The 15,090-nt window shown below is 54.7% G+C and carries 14 protein-coding genes; 5 read left to right on the forward strand and 9 right to left on the reverse strand.

Features of this window, described 5'->3' with window-relative positions; translation table 11 throughout:
- Positions 1-1,384: CoA-binding protein (locus ABJQ89_RS11515; protein ID WP_348496376.1), on the reverse strand; the 1,384-nt coding region annotated here is incomplete at its 3' end.
- A gap of 1 nt (position 1,385) precedes the next feature.
- Positions 1,386-2,546 carry an acyl-CoA dehydrogenase family protein gene (locus tag ABJQ89_RS11520; RefSeq protein WP_348496377.1) on the reverse strand — a complete coding sequence of 387 codons (1,161 nt, stop codon included), beginning with the start codon at positions 2,544-2,546 and terminating at the stop codon, positions 1,386-1,388.
- A 168-nt stretch (positions 2,547-2,714) separates the two neighbouring features.
- Here ABJQ89_RS11520 and ABJQ89_RS11525 point away from each other — a divergent pair, with 168 nt between their 5' ends.
- Positions 2,715-3,707, forward strand: a complete 993-nt coding sequence (locus ABJQ89_RS11525) for a glyceraldehyde 3-phosphate dehydrogenase NAD-binding domain-containing protein (RefSeq protein ID WP_348496378.1) — start codon at positions 2,715-2,717, stop codon at positions 3,705-3,707.
- An 11-nt stretch (positions 3,708-3,718) separates the two neighbouring features.
- Positions 3,719-4,513, forward strand: a complete 795-nt coding sequence (locus ABJQ89_RS11530; RefSeq protein WP_348496388.1) for a phytanoyl-CoA dioxygenase family protein — start codon at positions 3,719-3,721, stop codon at positions 4,511-4,513.
- A 62-nt stretch (positions 4,514-4,575) separates the two neighbouring features.
- Here ABJQ89_RS11530 and gap (ABJQ89_RS11535) read toward each other — a convergent pair whose 3' ends face one another.
- The 3 genes from gap (ABJQ89_RS11535) to gap (ABJQ89_RS11545) form a co-directional block, all read right to left on the reverse strand.
- Complete coding sequence (gene gap, locus ABJQ89_RS11535; RefSeq protein WP_348496379.1) at positions 4,576-5,577, reverse strand: type I glyceraldehyde-3-phosphate dehydrogenase; 1,002 nt, start codon at positions 5,575-5,577, stop codon at positions 4,576-4,578.
- An 84-nt stretch (positions 5,578-5,661) separates the two neighbouring features.
- Positions 5,662-5,805, reverse strand: coding sequence for a hypothetical protein (locus ABJQ89_RS11540; protein WP_348496380.1), 144 nt, complete (start codon positions 5,803-5,805; stop codon positions 5,662-5,664).
- Between the two features lie 129 nt (positions 5,806-5,934).
- A complete protein-coding gene (gene gap, locus ABJQ89_RS11545; protein ID WP_348496381.1) occupies positions 5,935-6,939 on the reverse strand; it encodes a type I glyceraldehyde-3-phosphate dehydrogenase in 1,005 nt (334 codons plus the stop codon).
- Positions 6,940-7,170: 231 nt separating this feature from the next.
- Between gap (ABJQ89_RS11545) and ABJQ89_RS11550 the strand changes: the two genes are divergently transcribed.
- On the forward strand, positions 7,171-8,127 hold the full coding sequence (locus ABJQ89_RS11550) for a DUF808 domain-containing protein (protein ID WP_348496382.1): 957 nt from the start codon (positions 7,171-7,173) through the stop codon (positions 8,125-8,127).
- A 79-nt stretch (positions 8,128-8,206) separates the two neighbouring features.
- Here ABJQ89_RS11550 and ABJQ89_RS11555 read toward each other — a convergent pair whose 3' ends face one another.
- The 3 genes from ABJQ89_RS11555 to ABJQ89_RS11565 form a co-directional block, all read right to left on the reverse strand.
- On the reverse strand, positions 8,207-9,313 hold the full coding sequence (locus tag ABJQ89_RS11555) for a class I SAM-dependent RNA methyltransferase (protein WP_348496383.1): 1,107 nt from the start codon (positions 9,311-9,313) through the stop codon (positions 8,207-8,209).
- Complete coding sequence (locus ABJQ89_RS11560) at positions 9,310-10,494, reverse strand: hypothetical protein (protein WP_348496384.1); 1,185 nt, start codon at positions 10,492-10,494, stop codon at positions 9,310-9,312. The genes ABJQ89_RS11555 and ABJQ89_RS11560 overlap by 4 nt, the downstream gene beginning before the upstream one ends.
- 74 nt (positions 10,495-10,568) lie before the next feature.
- Positions 10,569-11,462 carry an AraC family transcriptional regulator gene (locus ABJQ89_RS11565; protein ID WP_348496385.1) on the reverse strand — a complete coding sequence of 298 codons (894 nt, stop codon included), beginning with the start codon at positions 11,460-11,462 and terminating at the stop codon, positions 10,569-10,571.
- Between the two features lie 166 nt (positions 11,463-11,628).
- On the opposite strand from ABJQ89_RS11565, the gene ABJQ89_RS11570 reads away from it, so the two are divergent.
- Positions 11,629-12,576 (forward strand): SDR family oxidoreductase, encoded by a 948-nt coding sequence (locus ABJQ89_RS11570; protein WP_348496386.1) that lies wholly within the window; start codon positions 11,629-11,631, stop codon positions 12,574-12,576.
- 51 nt (positions 12,577-12,627) lie between these two features.
- On the opposite strand, the gene tkt is transcribed toward ABJQ89_RS11570, so the two are convergent.
- Positions 12,628-14,649 (reverse strand): transketolase, encoded by a 2,022-nt coding sequence (tkt, locus tag ABJQ89_RS11575; protein WP_348496387.1) that lies wholly within the window; start codon positions 14,647-14,649, stop codon positions 12,628-12,630.
- A 295-nt stretch (positions 14,650-14,944) separates the two neighbouring features.
- On the opposite strand from tkt, the gene ABJQ89_RS11580 reads away from it, so the two are divergent.
- On the forward strand, positions 14,945-15,090 hold a 146-nt coding region (locus ABJQ89_RS11580), incomplete at its 3' end, for a sodium-dependent bicarbonate transport family permease (RefSeq protein WP_348496389.1).

Genomic DNA, 15,090 nt, shown 5'->3' on the forward strand with positions numbered 1-15,090 from the left:
CTAAGACGGGTGTGTCACTGGCCGCAAGCGCTGGCGCCAAAGCTGTCGCGCGCAGGGCGGCGTCCATGCCGTGTAGCGGGATGATGCCGTTTTCAATCAATGACTTTGATATGAATTCCGGCATGGTGTCGGGCAGGGACGAAAGCACGGCGACAGGCGTGGTGCTACGCTTGGCGCAGTCTTTAATCGCCTCTAGCGCGGCGTCCCATTCATCGAGCGAACATCGATCCGGGCGCGGGAAGTCGAGCACGATAATCCCGAGGCCAAGATCAGCATCGAAGAGGGCTGTAAACGTATCGCTCATCGCCTGCGCATCGCCCCAAATATAGGTGTGGTAATCCAGCGGATTGGCTAGCGCGACCTTGGGGCCCAACGCGGCGCGCAAATTTTGGCTCTGATGTGGTTCCAGCGCGGGATAAGTGAGGCCCTTGGTCATACCTATATCAGCCATCAGGCTTGCCTCACCGCCGGAGCAAGAGGCTGACGCTATCTGATTGGACTTCAGCGAACCGGCCACATGCCAGATCTTCAGCAGCTCAAGGAAGACTTCCAAATTATCGGGCATCGCAATGCCAAGACGGGTCAGCAAAGCGGTCGCGCCTGAATGGCTTCCTGCGAGGGAAGCAGTATGCGAAACGCTCGCCAATTGCGCCTGATCTGAGCGCCCGATTTTGAGCGCGCAGACAGGTTTTCCAAGCTCTTGTGATAGTTTAGAAAGTGCCTCTAGTCCTTTGATATTGTTGATGCCTTCGATGTGAATGCCAAGGCAGGTCACACGTGGATCACGGAGTAACTCACAGCCGATTTCAGCGAGGTCCGTTTGCGCCTGATTGCCTGCGGTCACCGCATAGGCAATGGGCAGCGCGCGGGTTTGCATGGTCAGGTTGATCGCCACATTGGAGCTTTGCGTGATGATCGCAACGCCGTTTTCGACGCGGGTGCCGCCGTGCTGATCGGGCCATAAAGCGGCGCCATCGAGGTAGTTCAATACGCCATAACAGTTGGGGCCAAGCAGGCGCATTTCGCTTGCGGCTTCCAGCAACTGGGCTTGCAAATCCGCGCCATCGCCAAGCTCTGCGTCTGCCTCGGCAAAGCCGGAGGCAAAGCACACAGCGCCGCCTGCATCACGCCCTGACAAGGCGCGCAGGCAGTCGATTGTGGCATGACGGTTCACGCCTAGAAAGCTAGCGTCAGGGGCCGCTGGCAAGGCGTCGATGCTAGGATAAGCCTTGCGCCCTGCAACCCTGTCTTTGCTCGGATGCACGGGCCAAATTTCACCCGTGAACCCGATACCTTCGCAAGCGCCTATGACATTGCTGCACCATGTACCGCCGCCAACAACCGCGATGGAGCGGGGGCGTAGAAGCCGATCCAAGCCCGCCAATTTACGCACCCAAGGGGCGAAGGAGTTCGCGGCTGATGATGTGGCGTTGAATTTCGCTGGTACCGTCCCAAATGCGTTCGACGCGCGCATCGCGCCAGAAACGTTCGATGGGGAAATCGTCCATCAACCCCATACCGCCAAAGATTTGCAGCGTGGTGTCTGTGACATGGGCCAGCATTTCAGTCGCATGGACCTTGGCACTGGCGATTTCACGGTTCGCTGGCAGGCCTTGATCCAGACGCCATGCACCGTTGAGCGTCAGTAGGTCGGCGGCGTCGATCTCTGTGATCATATCGGCGATTTGGAAGCTCACCCCTTGAAATTTTCCGATCTGCTGGCCAAATTGTTCGCGCTCTGCCGCATAGTCCAAAGCGTAGTCGAAACAACGACGTGCGCGTCCGACGGAGAAAGCTGCGACAGTCAGGCGGGTCGCATATAACCATTCGTTCATGACCGCAAAACCGCCATCGACCTCGCCCAGGACCTGTGCATCGGGCAGGCGGCAATCGGTGAAGTCTAGGATGTAGTTCTTGTATCCGCGATGGGAGACAGATTTGTACCCTTCGCGCGCTTCAAAGCCTGGCGTGCCGCGATCTACCAAGAAAGCAGTGATGCGCTTCTTCGGGCCTTTGGGTGTTTGATCCTCGCCCGTGGCAACGAAAACGATAAAGAAATCAGCATGTTCACCGCCAGAGATGAAATGCTTGGAACCGTTCACGACCCAGTCGCCACCATCGCGCACAGCAACGCATTTCATACCGCGCACGTCTGATCCAGCCTGCGGTTCTGTCATGGCCAAAGCATCGGATTTCTCGCCGCGCACTGCAGGCAGCAAGTAACGTTCGCGCTGATCGCCCTCGCAAGCCATGAGAATATTCTGCGGACGCCCAAAGAAATGCGTCAGCGCCATAGAGCCGCGCCCAAGTTCACGCTCTACAAGGGTGAAATCCATGTGCGACAGACCCGCGCCGCCAACCTCTTCGGGGAAGTTGCAGGCATAAAAACCAAGGTCGATCACCTTTTGCTTGATGCTTTCACCAAGCTCGAACGGCACATGCGCGTTTTTCTCGACTTCGGCCTCATGTGGGTAAATTTCGTTTTCGACGAAACTGCGCACAGTGTCGACAATCATGGTCTGTTCTTCGTTGAGTCCGAAATGCATTTTCTTGCCTTACCTAGAGTTCACTTTTTGATCTGGCCCGCAGAAAAGTCTCTGCGCCTGCTTGGTTGCGACATACGCGTCTTGTTTGCGACGGCAAAGTGCCTGCATTCAAATTTTGGTACAATTGAGCACTTGGATGGGCTTGCCGTTTGCGTAAAGACTGAGCCTATGAGTCGAGAAACAACACGCATTGCCCTGAACGGATTTGGCCGCATTGGTCGCTCGATCCTTCGTATCTTACGCAGTCACGATCTGCCGTTTGAGCTGGTTTTGATCAATGACATCCAGCCCTTGGATGTCTGCGCCTATCTCTTTGAATATGATAGCGTTTTTGGTCGATATGCCGGTACAGTCGGCTTTGAAAAAGGTGCTTTGCTGCTGGACGGGGAACGCGTGCCATTCACCCATGCGGATGATCTGAGCACACTTGATCTGTCTGGCGTCGATGTGGTTTTGGAATGCACTGGCCTTGGTGGTAATCGCGCGATTGCGACGCGCGGCGTGGAGGCTGGCGCTGGCGCTGTTTTGATCTCTGGCCCGTCGGGAACCGCAGATAAAACCATCGTACTGGGCGCGAATGATCACGAGCTGGGCGATGCGCGGATCGTGTCGAACGCGTCTTGCACGACCAACGCGCTCGCGCCGCTATTGCGCGTCCTTGATGAAGCCTACGGCGTTGAGAGCGGTCATATGACGACCGTGCATTGCTATACGGGCAGCCAACCGACGGTGGACAAGCCTATGGGCGATTTCGTGCGCAGCCGCGCCGCCGCTTTGTCGATGGTGCCAACGACCACATCTGCGCAGCGTCTTACGGATGAAGTTCTGCCGCATTTGGCTGGTCGGATTGAGGCGCGCGCCATTCGTGTGCCAACGGCGAGCGTGTCGGCGATTGATTTGACCGTGCAAACACGCAGCTCCGTGACAACAGAGGCCGTTCGCGCGCATTTAAAAGAACAAGCTGTGGGGCCGATCCTTGGCTGGACAGAGCAACCGCTTGTGTCGTCTGATCTTCGCATGCGCCCTGAATCGCTCGTGCTTGTCGGTCCTGAACTGTCTGTGTCGGTGGGCGGCTTGCTTCGTGTGTTTGGATGGTATGACAATGAATGGGGATTTTCGATGCGGATGCTGGAATTGGCAGCGCGCATGAAACAGCGATAGGGGATTTGACTATGCACGCGCTTTTGGACGAGGCACAGGTTGAGGCCTTTCAACGCGATGGCGTTGTGTTGATCAAAGGGCTGTTCGCCGATCACGTGGAAACCCTGCGCAAGGGCGTGCAGCGCAACATGGACGAGCCGGGGCCTTATGCGGCCGAGAACCTGAAAGAGGGCGAGGGCGGGCGTTTCTTTGATGATTATTGCAACTGGACCCGCATTCCCGAATTTCAGCAGGTGATCCAAGAAAGCGCCGCGGCAGAGGTCGCAGCAGATTTGATGCGTTCGCGCACGGTGCAGATGTTCCATGATCATGTGTTGGTGAAAGAGCCGGGCACGTCCAAGCCCACGCCGTGGCATACGGATGGCCCGTATTATTTTGTCGAAGGGCGGCAAACAGTGAGCTTCTGGTCGCCGCTTGATCCTGTGACAGAGGCGTCATTGCGTTGCATCGCAGGCTCGCATCTTTGGGAAAAGCCCGTGTTGCCAACACGTTGGCTGTCCGAGACGAACTTCTATCCCGATGCAGATGCCTACATGCCCGTGCCTGACCCTGACGCTGAAGGTATGGACGTGCGCGAATGGCAGATGGAGGCGGGGGACGCGGTTGCGTTCAACTATTCGATCCTTCACGGCGCGCGTGGCAATGAAACGGCGCAAAGACGCCGTGCGTTTTCGCTGCGTTTGCTTGGGGATGATGCGCGCTATGTGGAGCGGCCTGGCCCAACGTCACCACCGTTTCCGGGGCATGACATGGTGGCAGGTCAGCGATTGCGCGAAGATTGGTTTCCCGTGCTCTATCGCCGCTAAGGCGAGATCAGGGAAAGATAGAAAATGCGGGAACCCTATGAAACAGGGTTCCCGCAGTCATTTTATAGAAATTTACCCATTGCAACAGCCGTGTCAGCCATGCGGTTGGAAAAGCCCCATTCATTGTCATACCAAGACAGGATGCGGCACATGTTGCCGTCCAGAACTTTGGTCTGATCCGCAGCAAAGATAGAGCTGTGTGGGTCGTGGTTGAAATCTTGGGAAACCAGCTTGAGGGTTTGATACTCAAGGATGCCTTTGAGCGGGCCATTCGCAGCCTTTTCAATAGCTGCGTTGATTTCTTCGACCGTCACATCGCCATTGGTTTCAAATGTCAGATCGACAACAGAGACGTTAGGCGTTGGTACGCGGATCGCAACGCCGTCAAGTTTGCCGTCAAGCTCTGGCAGAACCAGACCAACCGCTTTTGCAGCGCCTGTCGATGTCGGGATCATGCTCATCGCGGCTGCGCGCGCGCGGTAAAGATCGCTGTGCATCGTATCGAGCGTGGGTTGATCGCCCGTGTAGCTGTGAACCGTCGTCATAAAGCCGCGCTTGATGCCGAAGGCTTCGTTCAGAACGTAAGCAACTGGGGACAGACAGTTGGTTGTGCAGGACGCGTTGGAGACGATTAGATCGTCTGCTGTTAGCGTATCGTCGTTCACGCCGTAAACGATCGTCTTGTCTGCGCCTTTAGATGGTGCAGAAACCAGAACGCGGCTTGCGCCGTTCTCAAGGTGAACTTTCGCTTTTTCTTTGTCCGTGAAAATGCCGGTGCATTCCAGAACGATATCTACGTCCGCCCATGGGAGTTCCGCAGGGTTGCGGATTGCGGTCACTGCGATTGGGCCGCGACCAACGTCGATTGATGTGTCATCATGTGTGACCTTTGCAGGGAAGCGTCCGTGTACGCTGTCGAACTGCAGCAAATGCGCGTTCGTTGCGACAGGGCCAAGATCGTTGATGGCAACGACCTCAATATCTGTGCGTCCGCTTTCGATGATTGCGCGTAGAACATTACGTCCAATGCGTCCAAATCCGTTAATTGCAACCTTTACAGCCATAGCTCGCGTCCTTCATTTCTTGTTAGCGCTAACAAGGCGAAACCAGTGAAAAAGTCAAGGGCCGATCTGATTTAAACTAGGATATTAGCGCCAGAAAGCGATCCAATCTGTGAACTCGGTGAACTTTTTGGCAAGGAACAGAAGATTGCTGCCACCCGACATAACAACATCAGTGATGATGCCCCCTAAGAGGATCAAACCAAGCACGATAGCGATGGGATTTGTCATAGGGCATCCGAAATGTTCATCGTCCCTAAGATGCGTCAGGGATACGTAAATGCCAAGACGCAAAACCCCCGCGCTGTAAGTTTACAGGCGGGGGTATTGTTTTGAGGAGACTGGGTTTTTTCAGTCGTGTTAGTGGAGCAAACGGCCCATTGCCGCAGCAACATCTGCCATGCGGGCAGAGAAACCCCATTCATTGTCGTACCAAGCAAGGACACGAACCATGCGGCCGCCGACGACTTTTGTCTGGTCCGGCGCAAAGATAGAGCTGTGTGTTGTGTGGTTGAAATCGATCGAGACTTTAGGCTCTGGATCGTAGGAGAGAACAGCGCCCATGTGGCCTGCTGCGGCTTCTGCAACAACTGCGTTCACATCTTCGACAGTGACGTCTTTCTTCGCTTCAAATGTGAGATCAACCGCTGAGACGTTTGGTGTTGGAACGCGCATTGATGTGCCATCGAGCTTGCCTTTGAGGCCAGGAAGGACTTCGCCAAGTGCTTTTGCTGCGCCTGTCGATGTCGGGATCATTGCCAAAGCGGCTGCGCGTGCACGGTAGAGATCATTGTGGCGACGATCGAGCGTTGGCTGATCACCTGTGTAGGAATGAATCGTGGTCATGATGCCGCGTTCAATGCCAATCGTTTCGTCGAGCACTTTGGCAAGCGGAGCAAGACAGTTGGTTGTGCAAGAGCCGTTTGAGATCATCGTTTCGCCCGCAACAAGATCGCGGTGGTTCACGCCGTACACGACGGTGCGTTGAACATTCTTGGCTGGTGCAGAGATGAGAACAGATTTAGCGCCGCGTTCAAGATGAACGCCAGCTTTTTCGCCGTCGTTGAAGTTACCAGTGCATTCCAGAACAACGTCGCAGCCAGACCAATCAAGTTCCTTAGGATCATAAGTCGAGAACATTTCCATCGGACCACGGCCCAAGTCCATTGTATTGCCTGCCACTTTGACTTCACCCGGAAAACGCCCATGCACACTGTCATAGCGTAGCAAATGCGCGCTGGTTTCGAGGGGGCCCGTTGCGTTGACCTTAACGACCTGAACGTCATTACGCGCGGCTTCTGCAATGTGCGCCAGCGTGGAACGGCCGATCCGGCCAAAGCCGTTGATGCCAAGAGTGACGGTCATAGTGATCTCCTAAGGTGCTCTCGATGTTCCTTGCGTATTGGCATGGGGAGACGTGGTGACCAAGGAAAAAACCCAATTTTGGCAATGTGTTAGCGGTAACCGTGACAGGTTTGCGCATGGTTGCGCTAACAAATTGTAGGGGCTTGGCTGTGGTTGCGTTAACAGTTTGTAAAACTGGGTTACACGCAGGTCTGTGTGATTCGAAAATTGGTGAATACGGAGAACAATCAGATGAGCGGTTTGTTGGCTTTGCTAGACGATGTGGCGGCGATTGCGAAAGTTGCAGCGGCTTCTGTGGATGATGTTGCGGCGCAAGCGTTAAAGGCGGGTAGCAAGGCGGCAGGGGCTGTGATCGATGATGCGGCTGTGACGCCCAAATATGTCCAAGGCTTTGATGCGTCCCGTGAATTGCCGATCATCTGGCGCATCGCGCGTGGCTCTGTGTTCAACAAGCTGGTGATTTTGCTGCCTGCGGGTCTGTTGTTATCAGCCTTTGCGCCATGGCTCATCGCGCCCTTGTTGATGCTTGGCGGTGCGTATTTGTGTTTTGAGGGGGCTGAAAAGATTGCCCATTGGTTGTTCCACCACGAAGAAGCCCTTGAGGATGTTCAGGAGATCAGCGATCCCGCGCATTTGGAAGAGGCCAATGTCAAAGGCGCGATCAAGACGGACTTTATCCTCTCGGCGGAAATCATGACCTTAGCCCTTGCGGCGATTCCAGAGGGAACGATCTGGATGGAAGCGGCGGTTTTGGCGATGGTCGCTGTTGGCATTACTGTCGCGGTTTACGGCAGCGTTGCTTTGATCGTGAAAGCAGATGATCTGGGGCTTGCAATGGCGCGTCGTGGGCGGCTTGGTCTGACGCGTTCGCTGGGGTTGGGAATTGTGAATGCGATGCCCAAGGTTATGAAAACGCTGACAATTGTGGGCACCGCAGCCATGCTCTGGGTTGGTGGATCGATTATCATTCACAGTTTGAAAGATGTTGGTTGGAAGACGCCATATACGCTGATTCACGATTTTGCAGTTGCTGTGGCCGCGCGTACGCCTGAGAACTTGCATGGGTTTGTTGAGTGGAGCGCAACTGCCTTTGCCGACGGTATCTTCGGCCTTGCTTTGGGATTGGCACTGATCCCCGTTGCAAGCAAGGTGATCGCACCGATCTGGGGCGCTGTGTTTAAGCGCTGATCTTTCCAATCACTTGCGTGATCGGACCGACTGGGGGCGTTGCCCCCAGACCCCCAAAGTTTATTTGGAAAGATGAAGCCTAAACGAGTGGCGCGGTTTGATGCAATCTGACTTTGAGACCGCCATGGGGGATCGGGGCGCTGATGTCGTTGAATGGCAGTTCTGAGCTGCGTGCGAGGCCAGTGTCGGTCGTGATGATCGCAACGCGCCAGCCTTTGAACCGTGTTTTCAAAACCTTGCCGAGTGAGCCATAAAGCGAGAAGAGCTGTTTCTTGTCGCCAATGCGCGCGCCGTAAGGTGGGTTTAGAATAACGAGGCCTGCTTGGCCTGCAGGGCGTTCGAGGTCACTGATCGATGCATTCGTGAACTGGCACTGCGCGCTGACACCCGAGCGCGCAGCATTGGCGCGGGCGTTGGTGATCGCGCCTGCATTGCGGTCTGATCCAAAAAAGAGGGGGGTGTCTGCGGCTTGAGTGTCGGCGCTGCGCAGGTTTTGCCAACGCTCTGGCATGAAGCTCTCCAGCTGTTCGAACGCAAAGCTGCGGGTGCGACCCGGATGCAGGCCCGCTGCGATTTCAGCCGCTTCAATCGGGAATGTGCCAGAGCCGCACATCGGATCGAGCACGGGTTCTTGGCCGTTATATCCACTTGCGCGCAGGAAAAGCGCTGCAAGGTTTTCGCGCATGGGGGCTTTGCCGACGGCTTCCTTATGCCCGCGTTGGTGCAGCGGCGCGCCGGATGTATCTATGGAAAAGGTGCAGAGATTGTCATCAATCCGCACCATAATCTTGATCGCGTCATCACCGTCGATTTGTGTGCCAAGCCGTTCTTTTATCGCTGTTTCGATACGTTCTTTCGCAGCGCCCGCGTGATAGATTTTGGACTTGCGTGTTGTGACATCGACTTTGACAGGAACATCGCGGCGCAGAACCGTGGACCAGTCCAAGCTGCGGCACTGCTTTTCCAACTGGCTGAGGTTGAAGCTGCGAAAGCTGGCAAAGCGCGCGAGCACACGAGAGGCACCGCGCAATGTCAGGTTGGCCCGCATCACATTTGGCCAGAGCCCTGCGAAAGTGACCCCGCCCGGTACAGGCGTCGCGCCTTTGAAGCCCGCGTCGAGGGCTTCGGCATGGAGAAAAGGCTCAAGGCCGGGCGGGCAAGCGCAAAAAATTTCAAAGGGTTTCATGTGACCCCACTACGGAATGTAGGCGCGTTTTCCAATGGGAGTTTTGCAGCGAGGATACGTTCCATCCGTTCAAGGGAGAAATCATCATCAATAACGCGCACGCGCTCGATGTATTTAGCGAGGTCTTGATCGCTTACGGGTACAGCGGGCAAGGCTGCCTGATCTAAGGTTTCTTCGCTCACAGGGGCAACAAGACTGAGTAACCCTGTCGGGCTAACGCTTTGGGCGATGTCGATGGCGCGACCATGTTCGAACGGCATCGCAATGCAGGCATCGATTGCCCGTAGCACTGGACGCACCCCTTTGAAGTCAAGCGCCTGAAGGCGATTTCGCTCCTTGGTGAGCATCGCTTTGTGATCATATCCGGGATTGCAGGCAAACCGTGAGAAGCTGCCGTTCAATGCCTTTTCGAGCATTTGATAGAAGATCACCGTCTGAATGCGATCTTCGGTGTCAAAGGGGCCATTTGCAGTCTTTTGCGCGCGTGGGGATATCGCCTTGCCAAAGAGGCGCCGTTTAAGGCTTGGCTCAGTTGGCAAAAAGGCTTCGCTAAAACCGTTTTTGAAATGCACCATATAGGTGCCGAAATCGCAATCGGGTTGAGAGAGGATCGCATGTTTGACGCCGAAATGAAGCTGCGACTCTGCGCTATCGCGGATCATTAGGTGCCAAAGCTCTGGGATTGGGTAGTCTAGCAGAAGACTGATTAGGTCTTGAGGAGTGTTGAGCCTATCGCCGCCCAATGTCGTCGACAGGCGCGCAATGCGCTGCAATTCGAGCGCGATTTGATATTCAGACCAGCGCTTGCCATGAATGATACGTTCGCGTTTCTGTAAATGCGCCAATGGGTCTGCAGGATTGGCGGCAATGATCTGCGGCGCACCGGTCTGCAGTTGGCTTTTGACGTGCTCCAGTAAGGTTGCGACCGCGTTTGGTACGTTGCTGGCAAAGCGCGGATCAATGGGCGTGCCCTCAAGCGTTGCAATCAGATGTGCATAAACGGAGCGGTTGGTTGCGCTGAGCGTTTCAAAAGACGGCAAACGTTGGTTTTGCAAAAGCTGACCGATGAAACGCGCGGCGTATTCCATCGGGGTTTGACTTTCATCAATCTGGAGCAGCCCCGCAAAGGGAAAGAGCCTGCGCGCGTCTTCGTAATTTTGCTCGGCGGAGTTTGGGGGCATGGGGCTCTCAAATTAGTTTCTGTTATCGGAGTAGGCACGCCGGTTTAAGAAGTTTTGCGACGATTAAAGGCGCGCTAGGGCGTTGCGATTTGACCCTGCTGTGCGTCGCTCCATTGTCGCGGGGATTGTCCGTAAGTGCGTTTGAACTCACGGCTGAACTGAGAGGGGCTGATGTATCCGACATCCAGCGCGGCTTCGCTCACGGTCATACCTTCGGATATCTTCATAGCGGCATTGTTGATCCGCATTGTTTTCACAAACTGAATAGGAGACATGGCCGTTACCTGTTTGAATTTTCTGTGAAAAACGGCGCGGCTAAGACCCGCGCGTGTGGCCAAATCATCAATCGAAATTGGGCTGTCCAAATTGGCCGAAACATGTGCAATGGAGCGCGCAATCGCGTTTCCTATGCCAAAGGCTTGGCGCGCAAATAATCCGGCTTCACCCTTCAAAATCGCATAGTACACCTCGTGCAATCGTGTTTGGCCAAGGAGGGCCATATCCGTTTCATTTCCGAGGAGCTTTAAGAGCCGAAGTAAGGCTTCGGAAAACTCGAAATCCCATGTTGCCAGTCGAATACCATGTGTTTCCGACGTGTTGGTTGCGCGCGGGCGAAGCGCACCTGCATTTTCCATTTCTATCGCCAACCTGCTCATCATGCCTGGATCGAGCGAAATATAGACGCCATAAAGCGGGTTTTCTTGCGATGCTGCGGGGGTGCCCGCTTGCACGGGCATCGACATTGGACAACACAGGTACTTGCGATTGTCATAGAGAAAGCGTTTGCCCTCTAGCACCGCTTCCTTTGAGCCGCTCGCGATTGCGACGATGCTCGGTTCATAGACCGCAGGGGCGCAGGGCATGGCTTGCGTCGCGCGAAACAGTTGGACACCGGGAATGCCGGTTTCCGTTAGCCCGTCTGTATTGGTTCTGGCTTGGATAAGCTGTTTAATCTGATCTTGTAGCATAGGGAAGTTTAAATACCGAAATCTGATACTTTTCAATGCATATGATATGATTAGGCAAGTATTTGATCTAATTTCGTCTATTTCAAACGAAAAATGACACGTATCTACACTCTCAGAAAATGGTCAGACGCGTGCGAAGTCTGGCAAGAGACATGAGGATAAAGACATGGTTGATACGACATTCGGAGCAAACGGCTGGACGCCCGAACAGATGACAGATCAAAAAGGGAAGACCTTTCTGATCACAGGCGCGAATGCAGGCGCTGGGTTTCAGGCGACGCGGTTGCTGCTGAGCAAAGGCGCGAAGGTGGTGATGTTAAACCGAAGCCGCGAGAAGTCGAAGCGCGCTATTGAAGCGTTGAAAGATGAGTTTGGTGCAAAGGCTGATGTGAGTTTTGTTCAAATGGATCTTGCTGAACTGGCGAGCGTGCGTGCGGCCGCGCAGGAGGTCTTGGACACTGTTCCACAGATCGATGCTTTGATTTGTAACGCAGCCATTGCGCAGGTGCCGGTACAAAAAATGACTGTCGATGGTTTCGAGAGCCAACTAGGCACCAATCACTATGGTCACTTTGTTCTATGCGGCATGCTGTTCGAGCGGATTGAAGAGACACATGGCAGGATCGTCGTTGTCGCCAGCCTCGGGTACAAGATGGGCATACGGACCATTCAGTTTGACGATATGAACTGGGATAAGAATTACAGTGCCAATCCTGTCTATAGTCAAAGCAAACTGGCACAGATGATGTTTGCTTATGAACTGCAGGACCGCATTCAAGCGGCAGGCAAAAATGTAGAAGTTTTGGTTTGCCATCCAGGCTCATCTGCGACGTCGCTGATTTCTACGAGTGGGGGGCTTTTGACACGGATCGTGTTCAAATTGATGACGCTTTCGCCCATGGTACAATCCGCTGAAAAAGGGGCTTATCCAGAGGTTATGTGTGCCACGCAAGGTGGTTTGGACGCGCGTGCGCTTTATGGGCCAACTGGGCGCATGGAATGGGTCGGGCCCGTCGGAAAAGGCACGCTGGAGCCCTATGCATATGACAAGGCGGTCATTGTGAAATTGTGGGAAAGATCTGAGGTGGACACCGGGTTTACTTGGACCCTCTGAACACGCGCATATCGTAAAGTAGGGTGCGTGGTTTCCCACGCACCCTTGTTTTTATAGACCGAGCAGGGCTTTGACTTTTGCCACTGTTGCTTCGGCTGTGATGTCGAAATGTGCGTAAAGCTCATCCGCTGGCGCAGAGGCACCAAAGCTGTCCATGCCAACGAAGTCAGCTTTTGCTTCGCGTCCACGCTCACCAAGGAGCCATTTGTCCCAGCCCAAACGCACGCCAGCCTCAATCGCGACGCGGACAGGGCCGCCTGGCAAGACGCGCTTGCGATATGCATCGTCTTGCGCCTCGAATAGCTCCATGCAGGGCATGGACACAACGCGTGTGCCGATGCCTTCGGCTTGCAGCAACTCGCGTGCTTGCAGAGCGATTTCAACTTCTGAGCCAGTGGCGATCAGGATCGCCTGACGTTTGCCTTCAGCGTCTGCCAGAACATAAGCGCCTTGCGCCGAAAGGTTCTTGGTTTTGTGCTCAAGGCGGACAGTCGGCAGGTTCTGACGGGACAAGGCCAAAACAGACGGGGTTGATTTGGCGGTCAGTGCCACTTCCCAGCTTTCTGCTGTCTCTACAGTGTCTGCAGGGCGGAACACATAGGTGTTTGGCGTCGCGCGGGAAATCGCGAGATGCTCAACAGGCTGGTGCGTTGGACCATCTTCACCCAGACCGATGCTGTCGTGCGTCATCACGAAAACAGTTGGGATTTTGGACAAGGCCGCAAGGCGCATTGCAGGGCGCGCATAGTCGGTGAAGCACATGAACGTACCGCCGTAAGGGCGCACGCCGCCGTGCAGTGCCATGCCGTTCATCGCAGAGGACATGCCGTGCTCACGGATGCCCCAGTAGATGTAGCGACCTGCGCGGTTGTCTGTATCGAACACGCCCATATCACCGGTTTTGGTGTTGTTAGAGCCCGTCAGGTCAGCAGAGCCGCCAACAGTTTCCTGCATGATCGGGTTGATCGCTGCGAGCGCCATTTCGGAAGACTTACGCGTCGCAACTTTTGGCGCGTCCGCTGTGATTTGCTTCTTCAACGCTTTGATTGTCGCGGCAAGCTTCTTTGGTGGCTCAAGATCATAGGCGCGGTTGAATTCAGCCTGTTTGTTGGCGGAGACGGATGCGAAACGCTCTTCCCACTCAGCGCGATCCGCTGCGCCGCGCGCGCCAATTGCTTCCCATGCGGATTTGATATCCGCAGGAACCTCGAATGCACCGCTTGTCCAGCCGTAGCCTGCTTTCGCTTCGGCCATTTGCTCTTCGTTTGTCAGTGCGCCGTGACCTTTGGACGTGTCTTGCGCCGCGTGACCCAGAGCGATGTGCGTTTTGCACGCGATCATAGATGGTTTTTTGGATTTCTTCGCGGCTGTGATTGCTGCGTCGATTTCTTCTGGGTTGTGACCGTCGATTTCCTGAACATGCCAACCGGATGCTTTAAAGCGTGCAACTTGATCCGTACGATCAGACAGCTCAACAGTACCATCGATGGTGATGTTGTTGTTGTCCCAAAGAACGACCAGTTTGCCCAGCTCATGACGGCCCGCAAGACCGATAGCTTCTTGAGAAACGCCTTCCATGAGGCAACCATCGCCAGCGATCACATATGTGTGGTGATCAACGATCTTTTTGCCAAAACGTGCGCGTTGGATTTCTTCTGCCATCGCAAAACCAACAGAGTTGGCGATACCCTGACCGAGCGGGCCAGTCGTGGTTTCAACCGCATCAAGAAGGAAGTTTTCAGGGTGACCCGCTGTCAGCGCGCCTTTCTGACGGAAGTTCTTGATCTGATCGAGCGTGACCTGCTTGTCGCCCACAAGATAGAGCAGGGAATAGATCAGCATAGAGCCGTGACCCGCAGACAGGATAAAGCGATCGCGATCTTGCCAGAGCGGTGCGCTTGCATCGAACTTCAGGTGCTTTTCAAAAAGAACAGTCGCGACATCGGCCATGCCCATTGGCATACCGGAGTGTCCTGAGTTGGCTGCGTGGATCGCATCCAATGTTAGCGCGCGAATAGCGGCGGCTTTGTTCCAGTGATCAGGATTGGCGGAGCGGAGAGCTGCAATATCCAAAAGGGTCGTCCTTTGTGAGGTGCGGTGGGTTCGTGCGCTCAATACCAATGTATGGCCAAAGATCAAGCACAGGAGGCCCTGATCAATGGGCCAAGACGCGTCATATTCGCTCAATCGGTCGATTTTTCTGGTGCTAGTGAGAATTTCACATACCTCAGGCACGCGGTTGGCCGTGCAAGCGATGCTTTTCAACTGAGCTGTGCAGATTGACTGAGACGTACATCAAACATCTGCTCCTTACTCGAAAGGGTTTTGGGGCGCTCGTGTTTTTACCCGAAACGATTGGAGTCTTGCTTTGTCAGAAATCTTATCACTTGCGGCCACGAACCTTCTGTCACCGATAATTCTATCGTTTGTGCTGGGGCTGTTTGCGGCTCTGACGCGATCTGACTTATCGATCCCCGAAGCTGTCGCTAAGGGCATGTCGATCTACCTGCTGTT

Origin of the sequence: Planktotalea sp. (genome assembly GCF_039984035.1) — a bacterium.
Lineage (GTDB): Bacteria > Pseudomonadota > Alphaproteobacteria > Rhodobacterales > Rhodobacteraceae > Planktotalea.

Coding starts and splice junctions, on each gene's coding strand:
- gap (WP_348496381.1), bottom strand. CDS start 6,939: ATGACCGTCACTCTTGGCATCAACGGCTTTGGCCGGATCGGCCGTTCC.
- ABJQ89_RS11570 (WP_348496386.1), top strand. CDS start 11,629: ATGGTTGATACGACATTCGGAGCAAACGGCTGGACGCCCGAACAGATG.
- ABJQ89_RS11550 (WP_348496382.1), top strand. CDS start 7,171: ATGAGCGGTTTGTTGGCTTTGCTAGACGATGTGGCGGCGATTGCGAAA.
- gap (WP_348496379.1), bottom strand. CDS start 5,577: ATGGCTGTAAAGGTTGCAATTAACGGATTTGGACGCATTGGACGTAAT.
- ABJQ89_RS11520 (WP_348496377.1), bottom strand. CDS start 2,546: ATGCATTTCGGACTCAACGAAGAACAGACCATGATTGTCGACACTGTG.
- ABJQ89_RS11525 (WP_348496378.1), top strand. CDS start 2,715: ATGAGTCGAGAAACAACACGCATTGCCCTGAACGGATTTGGCCGCATT.
- ABJQ89_RS11565 (WP_348496385.1), bottom strand. CDS start 11,462: ATGCTACAAGATCAGATTAAACAGCTTATCCAAGCCAGAACCAATACA.
- ABJQ89_RS11530 (WP_348496388.1), top strand. CDS start 3,719: ATGCACGCGCTTTTGGACGAGGCACAGGTTGAGGCCTTTCAACGCGAT.
- ABJQ89_RS11560 (WP_348496384.1), bottom strand. CDS start 10,494: ATGCCCCCAAACTCCGCCGAGCAAAATTACGAAGACGCGCGCAGGCTC.
- ABJQ89_RS11540 (WP_348496380.1), bottom strand. CDS start 5,805: ATGACAAATCCCATCGCTATCGTGCTTGGTTTGATCCTCTTAGGGGGC.
- ABJQ89_RS11555 (WP_348496383.1), bottom strand. CDS start 9,313: ATGAAACCCTTTGAAATTTTTTGCGCTTGCCCGCCCGGCCTTGAGCCT.